The sequence below is a fragment of the Flavobacterium psychraerolatum genome, from assembly GCF_025960985.1.
GTDB lineage: Bacteria > Bacteroidota > Bacteroidia > Flavobacteriales > Flavobacteriaceae > Flavobacterium.
Map to the genome: position 1 here is coordinate 42,656 of NZ_JAOQMX010000016.1, position 18,248 is coordinate 60,903.

Here is an 18,248-nt window from a genome sequence, read left to right on the forward strand (position 1 = left end):
GCGGTTTTTTGGTTTGTTATAAAAATAGTTTTAATGGCATCCGCAATCGTCGTCTGTGCCGCATCCTTTTTTAGATTTTTTCTTCTTCCAAAAGAATTTCTTGATGATAAAAGCAACTGCAAATCCTAAGGCTATAAACGCTAATATTTCTTGCATGAATTTTTATTTTAAGAGTTGAAAGGCAATTAATGCTACTACATAAGCAAATCCACTCATGAAAATCAATTGACCCAATGGCCACTTCCAAGAGTTGGTTTCTTTGCGGGTGATTGCAATTGTACTTGCACATTGCATCGCAAAAGCGTAGAACAAAAGCAGTGAGATCCCAGAAGCAAAATTAAATACCTTCTGACCTGTTATAGGATTAATTTCGGCACCCATTTTATTTTTGATAGTATCTTCATTGTCGGATCCACCTACGCTGTAAATCGTTGCCAATGTACCAACAAATACTTCTCTTGCAGCAAACGAGCTTATGATGGCTATACCAATCTTCCAGTCATATCCTAAGGGGGAGATGGCAGGTTCTATCGCTTTACCCATGATTCCGATATAGGAATTTTCCAGTTTGTAGGCTGATATTTTATTGTTTAATTCTGTTGCATTAGTATGACTATTTTCTACTTTAGCACGTAGGATTGTATCTGCATTTTTAAAATTCTTTCCAGGTCCGTATGAGGCCAAAAACCACAATATAATCGAAATTGCTAGTATAATTTTACCGGCACCAAAAACAAAAGCTTTCGTTTTTTCGATCACATTAATTGCTACATTCTTGAACATCGGTAATTTGTAGTTCGGCATTTCGACCACAAAAAAGGTTTTACCCTTGATTTTCATGATTTTATTCAGCACGTAAGCAGAGAATATTGCCATTCCAAATCCCAATAAGTACAATAACATCAAGGTTAATCCTTGCAAATTCAAGAACCCAAATACATATTCATCTGGAATGACTAAGGCGATGATGATTGCATACACAGGCAATCGAGCCGAACAAGTTGTAAAAGGTGTTACTAGAATGGTGATCAAACGTTCTTTCCAGTTTTCAATATTTCGAGTTGCCATAATAGCCGGTATTGCGCAGGCAGTACCAGAAATTAAGGGTACCACACTCTTACCTGATAATCCAAATTTACGCATAATTTTGTCCATCAAAAAGACAACGCGGCTCATATATCCGCTTTCTTCTAGTATCGAAATAAACAAAAATAAAAAGGCAATTTGAGGGATAAAGATCAAGATTCCTCCAATTCCCGGAATAATTCCCTCGGATAGTAAGCTGGTGAACACACCTTCTGGTAAATGTTTGGCTGCTGCAGAACTCAATGAGGCAAATGAGGAGTCAATAAAATCCATCGGAATTTTGGACCATTCAAAAATTGATTGAAATATGATAAACAAAATCGCAAAAAAGATGGCATAACCCCATACTTTGTGCGTTAAAACGCGGTCAATCTTACTGCGTAAATCTTTTGCAATGGAGATATCGACTTTGAGTGCGACCTTGAGTACGTCATTGATAAATTGGTATCTTTTGATGGTTTCCTTTTGCTGTAAACGTTTTAGGTCCGTATGTGATTTGGTGAATGAACTCTGAATCTCTTTTCTTTCCAAATTCAAAAAGTTCACGTCTTGTGTAATTACGAGCCACAATTTGTATAGCAATTGGCTAGGGAAAGCTTTTCGTAAACTATCAAAATACTCAGGATCTATGACTGAGGCATTTAAACAGGGTTCGCTAGAAATTGTTTTATAGGTGGTAATCATTTTTTTTAACGCTTCTATACCAAACCCTTTTCGAGAACTAACTAAAGCAATTTTAGTTTTCAAATGCTCTTCTAGGTAGGGGATATCAAGCGTTATTCCTTTTTGCTCCATACGATCAGCCATATTGATGACTAATATTGTCGGAATTTCAAGGTCTTTGATTTGAGTAAAAAGAAGTAAATTTCTTTTTAGATTCTCTACATCTGTTACTACAAGGGCAACATCTGGATATAATTTGTCATTTTTATTTAAAAGTAATTCAATAACTACATTTTCGTCAATCGAACTAGCGTTAAGGCTATAGGTTCCTGGTAAATCAAGAATGTTAGCCTTAACGTTGTTGGGTAATTTACAAAAACCAATCTTTTTTTCAACAGTAATTCCGGGGTAGTTCCCGACTTGTTGGTTCAAACCTGTCAATTGGTTAAAAACCGAAGTTTTTCCCACGTTCGGATTTCCTATTAAGGCAACATTGATATTTTCGTTAATCATTTTTTACCAATTATATTTTTTAGCACTCAATCGTTACACCTGCTATAAATTCTTTTCTAGGTTTTAGAAAAGCACATAATTTCGAGGAATTTGTTTTTTTTGAGTATTTAAATTTGTGTCCGCTTTTTTGCGTTAGACCATCTTCTATTTTGAAATTGTATTATTTGGATATTAAAGCTTAATTTGGACCAATTCAACTTCAATTTCAGCAGCTGTTTCCACACGAATAGCAAGATGAGAGCCATTTATGTCCAAATACAATGGATCTCCAAAAGGAGCAATTTGCAATAACTTGACCATGTTGCCTGGTAAACATCCCATTTCTAATAATTTTAATGGAATTACATCAATATCAAAGTCTTTGATAATGGCTGTTTCGCCTTTTTTGAGGGAATTGATTGTGGTACGCAAGGCTTATTTAGATTGAATTAAGATTGCAAAAATACATATTATAAAACGAATACAAATGATATTTGTCATTTTTTAGCTTTTGAAGCCTTCTAAATAATGGCGATCTGATTTGCAGCTATACCTTGTTCAAAAATATATTTATGTAACTACAGTTTCTATTCTTCTTCCTGACCGCTCAAAAAGTTGATGTCTTTAATCAGTCTTTGAATATCTTCTTGTTTTGTACCATCATAAAATCCTCGAATGCGTCTTTTTTCATCCACTAAGACAAAGTTTTCGGTATGGACCATGTCTAGTAATTCACTAGGTTTACCCATTTTTACGGCGAGATAGGATTTGCGTGCCATAGTATAAATATCTTTTTTTGCTCCAGTAACGAGATTCCATTTGTTATCTTTTACACCATATTTTATAGCATATTTTTTCAAAACGGGTACACTATCTGTTTCTGGGAATACGGTATGTGATAACAGCATAACTTTTGGATTGTCTAAAATAGCTTTTTGGACTTCAGTCATATTTGTTGACATTTTAGGACAAATAGAGGTGCATGTGGTAAAGAAAAAATCGGCAACATAAATTTTGCCTTCATAGTTTTTTTGCGTGATTGTATCTCCATTTTGATTGATGAACGAAAAGTCAGCAATGGTGTGGTACTTACTTACGTATTGAACTGTACTATCTACCAATTCTGGGTTTACATCTGCAGGGTTGTAAATGGGTAGTACTTTTTTTGGTTTTAATGCGCCATAAAATAAAAACAACGTTATTGCGGAGAAAACAACAAAGATTCCTATAAAAACACGGTATTTACGAAATGATGAAGGCATGATTTATTTTTTTACAAAAATACAAAAGCAGTTCTGATTATGATGTTATACATATTATAATTTATTCACCGTGTTTTATATTGAATAATAGAACGCATATTTACTCACCATTACTTATTTCTGTTGATAAGTATTACAAGAAGTAGATTAAGGTAGTAATGTCAACTAAGACCCCATAACCATTCAGTATATAAATAGCCAAGCAAGTAATTGAGGTAATGTAACTAGGTTCCCAAACGTTCATGTGACACCATGGGGAATTAATAATATCAGGCTCTAGATAGACATTTGAAAACCCAAACTGAAATATGGGCTGTAAGAACTTGCTTTTTTCTTAGGATATAAAGTTCCAAAAGACCCAGTTATGGTGGCTATGATCGAAAGTGAAATTCCGAGTCTGAAATCTGGAATTAAGAATTCAGCCAAATGTTCATAAAATATAATGGAGATTTCTCCAAAAATAATAACTAATCCTGTTATTGCAAATTTTGTATTTATTAATTGAATCTAAGAAATAATAACAATCCAAATAGGGAAATTGTATAAATAATAGTTCCAATCTACTACTATATTTAACAGCAATAGTACTTAATACGCTGCTAAAAGTGAAGTTTGCCAGTACCAGAATAATAACAATTTTCTATTGTTTGCTTTTCGGCCTAGAATTTTTTGCAGTCAGATAATAAACAATATAAATCAAATACACCAAAAATTGATGTATAGGGAACATTTGAATCACTAGAATGTAACGCACTACTTCTTTGGGTGAAATCCAAATGGTTCCTCATAATAATTAGAAACAAAATAGGTAAACTTATAGCAGTAATTTTAGACGAAACCAATTTTTTATATTTCGTAATCGCTATAAATCAAGTTGAGTAAAAGTATAGTTAAGTTGCTGTATCAATTTATCTGATGCTATTGTTTTACCAATAGATGCAATTTTATCATTAAAAGTTGGAGGTATTAGATGTTGCTCCAAAGCCTTCCTTGTGTAGTATTCCTTCCTTGTAGGGTGATTTGGAGCAACAGCATTAAAACGTTCATTCCAAATGTCACATTCGATAATTTTTTTTATAATTCCAATACAATCCTCCCTATCAATCAAGTTTATTGGTGCATCTGGATTTGTAGCATTTTCTTTACCTGCCAAAAAGCGGGCAGGATTTCGATCACGTCCAATCAGTCCACCAAATCGCAAAATTGTCGTTTGGACAGCATTGTTTGCCATTAACAAATCTTCAATTTCAAGGAGCTGTTTACCACTTTCAGTAACAGGTTTAGGAATTGAATCTTCGGTTATGGTGGCATTTACTTCGCCATAAACAGCTGTAGAACTTATAAAGAGGAGTTTTTCTACAGTAGATTTTTCGATAAAAGGTAAAAGGTTTTGAATTTTTTTTATAAAAGAATTTTTGTTTGCATCCGAATAATCTTTGTTTTTTCCTCTCAATTTGGGTGGTATTGCGATAATAAGAATATCGCTTCCCTCCAGAAAATCGGGAATTAAATTTGATACGAATTCAGTTTGTAGCGCAATGGAATAATGCTTAATTCCTGCTTTTTCTAGAGTAGCTTTTTTATCAATTGATGTAGTAGAACCTTTAATTTTAAAATCTTGTTTTACTAAGGTTTCCGCCAAAGGAAATCCCAACCATCCGCAACCTAAAATGCTTATTTGTTTCATTTGTAATGCTTGTTTAGTGGTGCAAAAGTAAGAAAACTAAAGCCACATCAGTAATGTTTCTATAAGTTTGGATATTTCTTAATCAAAACTATTTTTTTTTATTGATAAGGTAGTAATCTATTAGTATTGGTTGATGTTATTTGGTACTACTTTATTTATTTTAAAAGCTTCTCTAGGTTTTAAGCCTAGAATAGCAAACATCTCCATATCTTCTGATAAGGAAGGGTTTGGAGTGGTTAGTAATTTGTCACCTGCAAAGATAGAATTGGCTCCTGCCATGAAACAGAAGGCTTGATCGGTCACACTCATCTCTGTTCGTCCTGCTGATAATCTTACTACTGTTTGTGGCATTAATATTCTGGTAGTCGCTATCATACGTACCATGTCCCATACAGAAACTTTCGGTTGGTTCTCTAGTGGTGTACCTTTTACAGGTACAAGTGCATTTATAGGAACCGATTCTGGATGTATTTCCATATTCGATAAGATTTTCAACATAGAAATACGATCACCTATCGTTTCTCCTAGTCCTATAATACCGCCGCTACAAACCGTCAAATTTGCTTTTCGAGCGTGATTAATAGTTTGCAAGCGATCATCATATGTACGTGTTGTGATGATGTTTTTGTAATTTTCTTCAGAGGTATCTAGATTGTGATTGTATGCATAAAGACCAGCATCTGCAAGTCGTTGTGCTTGATTTTCAGTAAGCATTCCCAGTGTGGCACATACTTCTATATCTAAATTATTTACTGCCTTAACCATTTCGATTATACGATCAAAGTCGCGATTGTCTCTCACTTCTCGCCAAGCAGCACCCATACACACGCGTGAAGCACCTGCAGCTTTAGCTTTTTGGGCTTTGTCAAGGACGTTGTCCAGGGACATTAACGACTGCGTTTCTATATTGGTATGGTATCTTGCGGCTTGTGGACAATAGGAGCAATCTTCTTTGCATCCACCTGTTTTGATCGAAATTAAACTACTGATTTGTACTTCAGCATAATTTTTGTTTTCTCGATGTATCGTGGCTGCTTGGTATATTAAATCTAATAGTGGCTGTTGGTAAATAGCGTTAATTTCTTTATTTGTCCAATTATGTCTTAGTGAGGTCATGATTTATTTAGAATTAAATTAAAAAATATGCTTAAAATAAAGAGATTTATCGTTTATGTGGAAGCTCCTTATTTTTATTTTAGGAGGTGTTAACTTATAATGTATTCAGGAGCTGCAACTGAAATGGTTATCAAAAGGTCGCCAGCATCTACTTGATTTCCTTGAGTACATCGAATTTCGGAAATGACACCATCGAATTCAGAGTTAATTGTAAATTCCATTTTCATGGCTTCCAAAATGAAAAGAGGGTCTTCTTTTTTAACCTCTTGTCCTGATGTCACTAGAATTTTCCAAACACTTCCGTTTATTAAAGAATAGACACCTTCTAGGTCTTCTGGAATTGTATATTCTTCTGTTTTGACAGGTTTTACGTCATCCTCAGTCAGTTTGTTAAATCCTTCTTGTTTCCAATATTCTACTTCTTGGTCAAAAGCAATTTTCTGTTTTGCTTTAAATGCATTGATACTTTCTTCATTCTCTTTCAGCCATTTGTCATATGCACCAAGGTCAAAAGTAGTTTCTTCAATACGAACAACTGTTTTGCCTTGTTGAAAACCTTTCCGCATTTCTAATAGTTCGTCCTCTGTAACAGGATAATATCTTATTTGGTCGAAAAAACGTAATAACCATGGTTTTTCGTCTTTGAAAGATTTATTTTGTAAAAACCTATTCCAAACTGGCAAAGTTCGTCCAACAATTTGATAACCTCCGGGTGAGCCTTGCATAGGATAAATACACATATACACGCCACCAATACCTACAGTTCCTTCGACAGTAAATGTTCTAGCTGGATTATATTTAGAAGTTATTAATCGATGACGAGGATCTACAGGGACACCACAAGGAGCACCAAGATATACATCACCTAATCCTAGGATGATATAACTTGTGTCAAAAACCACATCTCGTACATCGTTTTTACTCTTTAGTCCGTTCATTCTTCGAATAAATTCGATATTACTTGGTAGCCAAGGTGCTTTATCTCGTACCGATTGTCTGTAATGATCTACGGATTCTAATGTTGCTTTATCCTCGTAGGCTAGTGGCATGTGCACGATTCTGCTTGGTACCACCATTTGTTCAACAGGAGGTAATCCTGCCTCTATAGTTACTAATGTTTTTACTAATTGGGTTTGCGTAATCTGCCTACCATCAAAATGAATTTGCAAAGAGCGCACTCCAGGAGAAAGTTCTATAATTCCTTCAATAGGATCTTTTGCTAAAGCTTCCATCAAGGCATGTACTCTAAAACGGAGTTTGAAATCTAGTACATTAGGACCATATTCGATTAAAATATACTTATCTCCAGCTTGTCTATAGGCTACTTCTGGATTATTTTCATTGGCTTCAGAACTAAATAATACACATTCTGAAACGGTATTCCCTATTACTTTGATTGGAGTTTCTATAACTTTTGCTATTGGTTTAAGCTTTTCGATTGTCTCATCCAAAGCTAGTTCTAGATCCAAAGCTGTTTCAAAACTTATTCTTTTAAATCGAATAGTATCTCCAGGTTTTAATTGTCCTATTTTCCAAATTTCTGCTTTAACAATTGTTGCTGGACATACAAATCCACCTAGACTTGGACCATCTTGCGCTAAAATTACGGGCATATCACCTGTAAAATTAATCGTCCCAATAGCATACTCTGAATCATGAATATTGGAAGGATGTAATCCAGCTTCTCCACCATTTGTTCTAGTCCACAATGGTTTTGGTCCCACAAGACGCACTCCTAAGCGGTTGGAATTGTAATGTACTTCCCAGTCAGCAGAGAAAAATGTATCGATATATTCTTCTTGAAAGAAGTCTGGTGCTCCATGTGGGCCATACAACACGCCTATTTCCCATACTTTTCCATAGGTAGGAATTATTTCTGGGCTTGCCGCAGTAGGTTCATGTATCGGTGCGGGAGTTGTGCATGCTTCAATTTCGGGCTGACTTATAGGTAAAATATCTGCAACTTTTAACGGTCTTCCACCATGTCCTCCAAATTGTCCCATTGCAAAAGTAGAACGACTACCTAGGTATACAGGAACATCAATACCATTGCGAACGGCTAGGTAGGTGCGGCATCCTGTTTCTGATTTTCCTATGTCTAATGTTTGTCCTGCTTTAATCGAAATAGGTTTATAAAAAGATACCGACTCACCATCTAATTTTGCATTGGAGGTTGCTCCCGTCAAAGCTACTATTGTATCGGTGTGAAATTTAAGTTTAGGGCCTATAATGGTGCATTCTAATCCTGCTGCCGTTGGGTGGTTTCCAACAATCCTGTTGGCTAATCTGAATCCAAAATGATCCATAGGTCCAGACGGTGGTACTCCAATATCCCAATATCCAATACGTCCTGGATAATCTTGGACAGTCGAATACGTTCCTGGTTGCAAAACTTCAATCACCGGCGGAACATATTTAAAAGTAGCTAGCTTCCCTGTTGAAACTTCTGCTTTTTCAAAAAAATCTGATGTTATAATTTTACGTAAATAATCGAGATTGGTTGCAATTCCGGCTAGACTAGTAGCCTCCAATGCTTGTTTTAATTTTAAGATGGCATCTTCACGATTTTCTCCAAAAACAATCAGTTTGGCAATCATCGGATCATAATAGGGCGACACCTCTGTTCCAGTTTCTACCCAAGTATCCACACGAACATTGTCAGGAAAATTCACTTCGGTCAAAACTCCAGGTGAAGGTTGAAAATCACGTATAGGATCCTCAGCATAAACACGTACCTCGATTGAAGCCCCTTTTGGTTCAATGGTTTTAGTTGGAATTTCCCATTGGTTACAAGCTGCTAGAATCATCCACTGTACCAAATCTACTCCTGTTACCATTTCGGTAATTGGATGTTCTACCTGCAAACGTGTATTTACTTCCAAAAAGTAAAATTCATCATGTGCTGGATCATAAATATATTCGACTGTACCGGCAGATAAGTAATTTACTTTTTTCCCTAGTTTGATGGCCGATTCTAATAATTTGGTTCTAGTCGCCTCTGGAAGATTGGGTGCTGGAGTTTCTTCGACCACTTTTTGGTTGCGACGTTGTAGCGAACAATCTCTTTCTCCCAGTGCCAAAACATTACCTTTTCCATCTCCAAATATTTGTACTTCTACATGGCGAGCGTTGTCAACAAATCTTTCTATAAAAACCCCACTATCGCTAAAGAAATTTTCACCCAATCTTCTTACAGATTCAAAAGCTTTTATTAATTCCACTTCATTATTACAACGTATTAAACCAATTCCGCCCCCGCCAGCGGTGCTTTTTAGCATGATAGGGTACCCTATTGTTAGGGCTGCTACAACAGCTTCTTCCAAATCTTTTAACAGTCCTGTCCCTGGAGTAAGAGGTACCCCAGCTTTAGCAGCAATTTCTCTGGAAGTATGTTTTAATCCAAAATCTCTAATTTGATCGGGAGTGGGGCCTACAAATGCAATTCCTTCGTTTTTACATTTTTCTGCAAAAACTAGATTTTCAGATAAAAATCCGTAACCCGGAATGATGGCTTGAGCACCACTTTGTTTGGCGGCTTCAATTATTTTATCACCAAGCAAATAGCTTTCAGAAGCGGAGTTGCCACCAATGCAAATAGCTTCATCGGCTGCTGTTACATGATTACTAAAACTATCTGCCTCAGAATATACGGCCACACTCTTTATGCCCATTTTTTTTAGCGTCTGAGCAATTCGCACTGCGATTTCACCACGGTTTGCGATAAGTACGGTATGAAATTGGGGGAATGTTACTTGATTTAACATGATTTTGTATTTTTATAATGAAAAAATATTTTTATAATAATTTTTGAGATTTGATGAAATTTTCCCAACAATAAAAGGCTGAAATATCATCGGAAAATGCGGTGATATACTCTTCACAAATGAAGCTCTGGATCCATTCACCACTTAGGATTTCTATTTTTCCTAATCCCAAAGGATGAGGTATTTGAACGAGAAATTTTCCTAAGTTTTCGACTGGTATTTTCCAGATTTCCACTTCGATTTTATCTCCTTTAGAGTCCTTGGATACTCTGATCAAACCCGGTTTTTGTTTGCCATTTGGATCCACTAAATACATTTTGTAATTGGGACTTGTAGTAGTGGTGTAGCTGTAGTGTGCATTAAGTTCTGTAAGCTGAAAAACTAGCGGTTGGTTGCGCTTATGCAAACCAGCTACAGCTAAATCAATATAGCCTTTGTTTGCTGTTGGAGGTATTTCTAGTGCTTTTTGAATTTGCTTTGCCCATTGTCCTAGTGCTTTGTCTTTTCCGTTTTTAGTAATTAATGTAATCCCAAAAGGAATTCCTTCTGGAGTAAAGCCTACTGGAATAGCTAATGCACATAAACCTAAAAGATTTACAAAATTGGTGTAATGACCTAGTGTTGAATTAAGTGTAATAGGATTATTTTCTACTTCATCAATTTTATAAATCCCTGGAGCAGTAGGTACAATCATAAAATCGATACTATCAAATAATGTATTTGATGCGACTTTTAAATCTTCGAGTTTATATATGGCTTTAAATGTAGCTACCGCACTATAATTATCTGCTTTTTGGATAATTTCTCTTACCACAGGATGTATAGATGCGCTATTTTCGATATAAAAATCTTCTATTGCCGCCATTCTTTCAGCAATCCAAGGACCATGATATAATAATTTTGCAGTTTCAGTAAAGGTGCTCATTGAAACAGGGGTAACTTTAAAATGCTCAGCAATACAATCAGTAACGTTTGTAAATAACGGTTCATACCCTGTTTTTTCTTCGAAGTGACGTGAATCCGTATTTGGAATTGCTATCTTAAGTGGAGAACCCTTTTGGACTATCTTTGATGTTGGTAAGCTGTTGACTTCATCAAAAACTAAATGTGCATCATCAATAGTGTTAGCGAATATAGAAATACAATCTAAACTTTTACAGGCAGGTACAAGTCCTTCTGTATTTATTGATCCATAGCTTGGTTTTAGTCCTACTAAGTTATTTAGTCCTGCTGGAATACGTCCAGAACCTGCAGTGTCTGTTCCTAAAGAAAAAGCAGCCATGCCTAAAGCTACTGCTACAGCCGAACCAGAACTTGATCCTCCACTTATATATGCTGGATTGTATGCATTTTTTACTGCACCGTAGGGGCTTCTTGTTCCTACCAATCCAGTAGCAAATTGATCCATATTTGTTTTGCCAATAAGTATTGCTCCTGCATCTAATAATTGCTGTACAACAACTGCATTTTTTGTAGGCATATAAGTAAATGCTTCGCAAGCTGCAGTAGTTGGTAGATTAGCAACATCAATATTGTCTTTTACTACAAATGGTATTCCATATAAAGGAAGTTTCTTCCCGTTATTAAGTTTAGTTTTGGCCTCTTCAAGTTGGCTCAAAACAGATTCTTTTGTTAGAACAGTTATCCAAATGTTGTATGATTGATAGTTTTCTATCTTTTCAAAAATAGTAGATATCACATCCTCAGGTAAAAGGTTTCCTGTTATATAGCCATTCAATAATACTTGAATTTCTAGGTTGTTTTTTTTCTGCATCGCTTCAATTATTGGTTCCAGATTAATACTTCGATTGGAGTTGGGTTGTAAGCATTGCAAGGGTTGTTCAATTGCGGACAGTTACTTATAAGTACAGTCGTGCGGCATAGTGAAATCAGTTCTACATATTTTCCTGGCGCAGATAGACCATCTTCAAATTTTAATCCACCATCTTTAGTAACTGGTACATTCATGAAGAAATTAATGTTGGGAGCTAAGTCTTTTTTAGAATAGTTTTTTCCAAATAGAGCCAATTGTAACATAAAAGTGTCGCGACAATTGTGCATAACTACCTTTTCATGAGCATAACGAACTGAGTTACTTTGTGCAGAGCAAGATCCACCTACGGTGTCGTGACGACCACAAGTATCTGCAATTATTTTTAATAATGATTTACCAGATTCTGCTTTTAATACCGATCCTGCCGTTAAGTAAATGTTAGACTGTGTATTTATTGTTGCTACAGCACTGTAATGATCTTCAGGATTATCAGAATCAAAAAATATAGTATCTGCGGCTTGATTTCCTTCAAGGTCGACTATTCTTAATACTTGTCCTGGCTCCAATTCGTACATCCAACCATCTCCAGCGAGTATTTTTTTTAAGAAAATGGCTTCGTTTATATTTTTAGTACTTGCTATTTGAGTTAAAGTTTCCATGATATTTTTTATTAAAACAGTGAATAATATTGATATGTATTTTCAAAAGCTCTTTTGTTTTCCTCTCTGAAATTGGCACAATAGTCAGTTTGTAGGTCCGCAAGTTCCGTATCGATTATTTCCATTTTTACAGGAACTGATGAATATACATTTGATGTATCGTTTGGATTTGGAGTATTTGAGAGAATAACTAGAACATCCATATCTAGTCGCAAGGTTACCGTGTCATTTTCTTTACAATGCTCTGGGTGGTATTTCATTGCGCCTTTTTCATTACAGGATACTTTCGAAAATAAATTGATATTTGGTGCGAAATCTCTATTTGTTAGTCCATTTCTAATCATTTCGATCATAAAATTTTCTTGACCGCTTCGTAGCCATTCATTTTGTTGGTCTTGATAGGATGTCTTACCATATTTTGTATCTGTTAATTCTCTAGTGGTATATCCCGAGATGGTATCATGCCACCCTAGAGAATCCTCAGTAATACTTGCAAGGACTCTTCCGTTGTCACTCATTAATACATTCCCTTTTTTTAAGCAAGAAGTATATTGGGCCTTTAAGGTGTCAGGCATGTTATACTTTTCATTGAAGTCAAATGCGTTAAAAAGCATCATGGCCAAATTGGCTCCTTTTGCAGTTGCAGTTAATTTTATTGATTTTCCTTTTTTTATTGTGGCAGACCATTTTACTCCTGGCTGCAAAATAAAGCTTTTTGACTGTTCCATATTATTGTTCTTTTATTTAACTAACATTAAACATCACTTAAGTAATGTTTTTATAATTACTTAGGTAAAGATAGTTTTTTTTTTGAATTAGATTTATAAATCTAAAAATAATTAAGTATTTTTTTTAAGTTCAAGTTTATAGATAGTTATTCTTTGCTATAACAGCACATAGGAATTGAATTCTATATGGTATGTTAAGTATATGTTTTTGAGTTGTTTGCATTTAATTTTGTTTAAATTTATATTTATGTTTATATATTTAAGTCTCTTTTTGATTAATATATTTATTAAAAATGCTATTTTTACCTAAGTAATAGCATAAAAATTCTTATTTTTAAGAAGAGTTTGAATGATTCAATACAATAGCGGATGGAAAAAAAAGTAAGCCAAGAACGATATAATAAAACCTTCAAGACGTTTACAAAATTTTATATAATTGCCTTGTCTGTCATTGCATTAATATCAATTTTAAGTCAAGGTTTAATACAAGCGTACCTAAGCAATCAGGCAAATGATTCGCATATTATTAATTATACCGCAAAATTGCGGACCTATAGTCAGTCATTGGCTAAGCTGGCTCTTTTGATAGAGAAAGGGAAAGATGTAGAAAACGATCAACGGGAATTTAATAATACCTTGAAGCAGTGGCAAGCATTGCAGGAAGGATTGCTCAAGGGCAGTGAATTTTTGAATATTGAAAAAAATGATCGTGTAGAACTCGAAACAATGTATGAAATAATTGAAGAGCCTTATCAAGAAATTTTAAAAAGCGGTAATCAACTTATTTTTGAAATTAAAAATAATAAGAATCCGTCGCAAGAAAAAATTGGTGCGTTAGTAGACCGCATATTGGTTTATGAGAAATCATATCTACTCACTATGGATTTGATTGTATTTGATTATGATCGTTTTTCGCGTCAAAATTTGTTTAAATTAAAAAATATCGAATTCTGGCTTCTAGGTTTTTTACTTGTTGTACTACTTCTCGAAATCATCTTTATTTTTTACCCACTTTCCACTAGAATTCGACAAGTGATTACTGGGTTAACTATATCCGAGAATAAAGCCCATAACTTAGCCAACGAGTTGAAAATTGCAAACAAATCTTTTGAAGCGTCAAATAAGGAATTAAGCGAAACTACTTTTGCTTTAGAACGTGCTACTTATATGGTACGCACAGATGATAGAGGGATTATTTTGTATGCTAATGACCGATATTGTCATGTTACACGCTACAATATGAGTGAACTAGTGGGTAAACCACTTTTTTATAATAGTTTTGGAAAAGAGGAGAGTGTTATTTATGAGCACATAAGAGATCCAGAGCGGAAAAAAGAAGTATGGCAAGGAGATGTATTTGACCATGCTTCAGATGGAACTGGTTTTTGGTTGGATGCTACCCTCATTCCTATAATTGATAAAAAAGGTTGTGTTTATCAATATTTAATGGTTTCTAATGATATAACCAAACGTAAATTTACTGAAGAGGAACTAAAACGTGTTAATGAATTACAACTAAGAGCTAAGCAAATAGAACAAAAGATAAAATCCTATTCAATTCTAGCAGGGCAAGAAAAAGAACGTACGCGTGTGGCCGCAGAAATTCATGATGGAATTGGGCAAATGTTGACTAGTATGCGTATGCGTATGGAGATGCTTGTAACAAAGCATCCTAATATACAACAAGATATGGATCGTGTCAATTCATTATTAAAATCAATAATTGACGAAACTAGACGTATTTGCTCTGATTTGTTGCCGAGTGTTCTTGGTGACTTTGGTTTGAAATCGGCAACGTCAGAATTGCTTCGAAATATTGAAGAAGAAGCTCAGATTGTTGTTATATTTGATGAAGAGATCAATCCTGAATTTTTAACCCAAGAGGTTGAAATGGGAGTGTACCGAATTTTACAAGAATCACTCAATAATATTGTGAAACATTCTAATACGCAAAGTATAGATATCTCGCTTTGTAACAATAGTGACAAGTTGGTAATGTCGATTACGGATTATGGTAAAGGATTTAATTATATCGAAAAATCTCTATATGAAGTAGATAAAACCCGAAAAAATAATGGGTTACGAATTATGAAAGAAAGAGCAGAAATCATTGGGGGTAAGCTCAAAATAGAATCAGTAAAAAATGAAGGAACTACGGTTCGCTTAGAAGTTAATTTAACATGAAAACTATAAAAATTATATTAGCAGATGATCATGAAATTTTTCGTAATGGTCTTAGTACATTAATAAGTAATGAGCCAGATATGAAAGTAGTTGGTGAGGCTTCAGATGGGGAACAAGTTATTGATATGGTCAAACATTTGGAACCAGATGTTTTAATTTTGGATATTAGAATGCCAAAATTAAACGGAATCGATACGGCTAAAAAGTTATTGAACAAAAGTCCACACCTGAGAATTTTAATATTTTCGCTCTATGATAATGAAGATTATGTTTTACAAGCATTACACATGGGGGCAAAAGGTTATTTACTAAAAGACACCAGTAATAAAATATTCTTAGACGCCATAAGAGCTGTGGATAACGATCAGTTTTATTATATTGGTGATGTGTCAAATAGTGTGATTAAACACTTTAAAAACCAAAATCAACCAGAGGTTAATCTTCAGGATAATAATGTGTTATCTGAAAATCTTTCGAAAAAAGAAAAGGAAATTATAAATTTAATTATCGAAGGTAAAAACAGTAAAGAGATTGCGGATGTTTTGGGGAATAGTGTACGTACAATTGATGCACATCGCTATAATATTATTAAAAAATTTGGTACCCGAAGTATAGAGGAAGCCATTGTAATTATTAATAAGATGAATTAATTCCAATTGATCAATAGTAAAAACACCCCCATTGTAATAAATACGTTGGGGGTGTTTTTTATGTGTTTTAAAATACACTTAGTCGAACCATTACACTCAAGAGATCTAGTTGGGTGTGATAACTCAAAGTGCCAGTTAAAGGTAGATTATTGCCGCTTGCAACTTTTACTTCTTTATAAATGTTGAAGCCTATATTGAGTAGTCCAGCACTTGTTGCAGCTTGCCAATCGGGACTTTTATTAAAAACTCCACCTACAAAGGGTTCAAAGGTCATCTGGTTAACTTTTAAGCTATATCCAGCTTCAAAATACGTTGAATTTTCAACGTCATTTACTATATTCATGGAGGTGTAAATTCTTAAAGGAATTTTATCACCTAAATATTGAAAACCCAATTCTGTGATATGAGAAAAACTACCATCATGCCGTCTGTAATCACTTAATTTAACGCCATCATATGGATAATAATAGTGGCTTAAAGTAGGGCTGATTGTACCAATTTTTGTGTCAATATCATAGCTAAGAACAGTCATGATATTATTGAACTCGTATTTGAGGCTGTAAGATCCTAAAAAACTTAATTTCAATTTATCATAATTCAAAATGACACTAGGTTGTAAATTAGGCCCTTTGTCTAGTGGTACACCACGCCAGATATAATTATTTAGAATATCAATACCAGTATTAACGTTGAATTTTTTTTCTACTGTAGTAGAGTCTGTTGTTTGTGCATTAATTGTGTAGCAAAATACAGCTGTCAAAATATAGGAAAATAATTTTTGCTTTTTCATAGTTTTAAATTTTAGGATCTATAATTCAGTTTTGTTTTTTTAAAATATGCGTAATTTTAGGCAATAGATAGCTAGTAGGATTGCTCCAGTTTTTTTGATAATTAAGATTATTAGGTAGTCTTTAAAAAAGAATAACGTATTTAAAAGGGCAAAATTAATTGCTTAGATTCCCATAGCACCATCATTTGACCATCAATAGTGCTTTCTGCCACGATAGCTGGTTTTTCTAAGCTCAGTGTTCTTTTATTGATTTTTATTATTCCTGCGGGCGAATTAAATACTAGTCCTGCAAGTTTTGCTTTAACGGCATTGGGTTCAAAAGTTAGTGCGAGTTCAACGGCTTTCTTCCATAAAAAAACACCATTATATATTTTAGAAATCTCTTCTCCTGTTACGCGATCAATACCATCAGGTAATTCATTTATAGCACTATATAGTTTAAAATCACTTACAAATCGAATATTATTTTCTGCGTCTACTGATTGAAAGTAATTTCTACAAAAATAATGACCAATATTAAATTCGGCAGACATTTTCATTAGTTCATCTTCAGAAATTGTAAAAGACATTATAGGACAATTTAATGAGGACAAGCCTTGATTGGTAAACTCTTTAAAAAAAACAATATTTGTATTGCCTTTCATCGTGTTTAATATGCACGTTTTTCCATTTGATACTATTTTTTTAACATTAACTATTACTTCAGAAATATTGTCTTTTTGGGGGGTAAGCAGAATAGGATGAATGTTTGCATATGGTACTTTTTTTTGAGACAGATACTTTTTAATTAATTTATTGGCTTCCAGAGAATAAGAGTCATTTGTTCCTAAAATAATGTAATTAGTGTATAATGAATTTTTATTCTTAAATAAGTAATTAATACCAGGGTATAATAATTGATTAGGTGATGAACCCAATTTTATAGTAGTTGTATTTCTTTCTTTAGCATTATAATCGGCCAAATCAAATACTAATCCGTCTGATGATTCATTCTTAGTTCGATTATGATTTATTATAATTTTGGGAACAAAGCAAAATAGAGTAACAACATTTTCTTTATTAAATAATTCCGACACATTAGTATTATAAAAACGATCATCGGATTCGTTGTTTATAGCTGCAATTTCAATTTGTTTTCCCAATAATCCTCCATCATTATTGATTTCTTCAACCGCCATAGCCATTGCATCATGCACAGATTTCTGACTGATGGCCCAATCTCCCGTCTTTGCATACAGTAATCCAATTTTTATCGTGTTGGGACTAGGGTCAGCTACATTTTTTTTTATAACTATAAATAAGGTAGCAATCACAGTTAGCGAAATAAATGCAAAGACTGTATATGTAACTTGTTTAGGATATATAGGCATCATTAATTTTGAAATTTTTTACT

The 18,248-nt window shown here is 34.2% G+C and carries 14 protein-coding genes; 2 read left to right on the forward strand and 12 right to left on the reverse strand.

Annotation, left to right across the window (positions count from 1 at the left end):
• Window positions 1–30 precede the first annotated feature (30 nt).
• The 10 genes from M2326_RS07950 to M2326_RS07995 all read right to left on the reverse strand — a co-directional run bounded on the left by M2326_RS07950 (window position 31) and on the right by M2326_RS07995 (window position 13,231).
• Window positions 31–156, reverse strand: coding sequence for a FeoB-associated Cys-rich membrane protein (locus M2326_RS07950; protein WP_264619031.1), 126 nt, complete (start codon window positions 154–156; stop codon window positions 31–33).
• 6 nt (window positions 157–162) lie between these two features.
• Entirely contained in the window at window positions 163–2,262 is a 2,100-nt protein-coding gene (feoB, locus tag M2326_RS07955) for a ferrous iron transport protein B (protein WP_264619032.1), read from the reverse strand.
• A gap of 171 nt (window positions 2,263–2,433) precedes the next feature.
• Entirely contained in the window at window positions 2,434–2,673 is a 240-nt protein-coding gene (locus M2326_RS07960) for a FeoA family protein (RefSeq protein ID WP_264619033.1), read from the reverse strand.
• A 155-nt stretch (window positions 2,674–2,828) separates the two neighbouring features.
• Window positions 2,829–3,503: an SCO family protein gene (locus M2326_RS07965; protein ID WP_264619034.1), complete on the reverse strand. Its 675-nt coding sequence runs from the start codon at window positions 3,501–3,503 to the stop codon at window positions 2,829–2,831.
• Window positions 3,504–4,365: 862 nt separating this feature from the next.
• On the reverse strand, window positions 4,366–5,190 hold the full coding sequence (locus M2326_RS07970) for a Rossmann-fold NAD(P)-binding domain-containing protein (RefSeq protein WP_264619035.1): 825 nt from the start codon (window positions 5,188–5,190) through the stop codon (window positions 4,366–4,368).
• A 120-nt stretch (window positions 5,191–5,310) separates the two neighbouring features.
• Window positions 5,311–6,306, reverse strand: coding sequence for a biotin synthase BioB (gene bioB, locus M2326_RS07975; protein WP_264619036.1), 996 nt, complete (start codon window positions 6,304–6,306; stop codon window positions 5,311–5,313).
• Between the two features lie 89 nt (window positions 6,307–6,395).
• A complete protein-coding gene (uca, locus tag M2326_RS07980) occupies window positions 6,396–10,070 on the reverse strand; it encodes an urea carboxylase (RefSeq protein ID WP_264619037.1) in 3,675 nt (1,224 codons plus the stop codon).
• A gap of 31 nt (window positions 10,071–10,101) precedes the next feature.
• Window positions 10,102–11,844, reverse strand: coding sequence for an allophanate hydrolase (atzF, locus tag M2326_RS07985; RefSeq protein ID WP_264619038.1), 1,743 nt, complete (start codon window positions 11,842–11,844; stop codon window positions 10,102–10,104).
• A gap of 8 nt (window positions 11,845–11,852) precedes the next feature.
• A complete protein-coding gene (locus tag M2326_RS07990) occupies window positions 11,853–12,503 on the reverse strand; it encodes an urea amidolyase associated protein UAAP2 (RefSeq protein ID WP_264619039.1) in 651 nt (216 codons plus the stop codon).
• Between the two features lie 11 nt (window positions 12,504–12,514).
• Window positions 12,515–13,231 (reverse strand): urea amidolyase associated protein UAAP1, encoded by a 717-nt coding sequence (locus M2326_RS07995; protein ID WP_264619040.1) that lies wholly within the window; start codon window positions 13,229–13,231, stop codon window positions 12,515–12,517.
• Between the two features lie 369 nt (window positions 13,232–13,600).
• Between M2326_RS07995 and M2326_RS08000 the strand changes: the two genes are divergently transcribed.
• Window positions 13,601–15,415, forward strand: coding sequence for a PAS domain-containing sensor histidine kinase (locus M2326_RS08000; protein ID WP_264619041.1), 1,815 nt, complete (start codon window positions 13,601–13,603; stop codon window positions 15,413–15,415).
• Window positions 15,412–16,065, forward strand: a complete 654-nt coding sequence (locus tag M2326_RS08005) for a response regulator transcription factor (RefSeq protein WP_264619042.1) — start codon at window positions 15,412–15,414, stop codon at window positions 16,063–16,065. Before M2326_RS08000 ends, M2326_RS08005 begins: the two co-directional genes overlap by 4 nt.
• Window positions 16,066–16,132: 67 nt before the next feature.
• Here the strand turns inward: M2326_RS08005 and M2326_RS08010 are convergent, their stop codons facing one another.
• Complete coding sequence (locus M2326_RS08010) at window positions 16,133–16,855, reverse strand: hypothetical protein (protein ID WP_264619043.1); 723 nt, start codon at window positions 16,853–16,855, stop codon at window positions 16,133–16,135.
• A gap of 140 nt (window positions 16,856–16,995) precedes the next feature.
• On the reverse strand, window positions 16,996–18,228 hold the full coding sequence (locus tag M2326_RS08015) for an ABC transporter substrate-binding protein (protein WP_264619044.1): 1,233 nt from the start codon (window positions 18,226–18,228) through the stop codon (window positions 16,996–16,998).
• Between the last annotated feature and the right edge of the window lie 20 nt (window positions 18,229–18,248).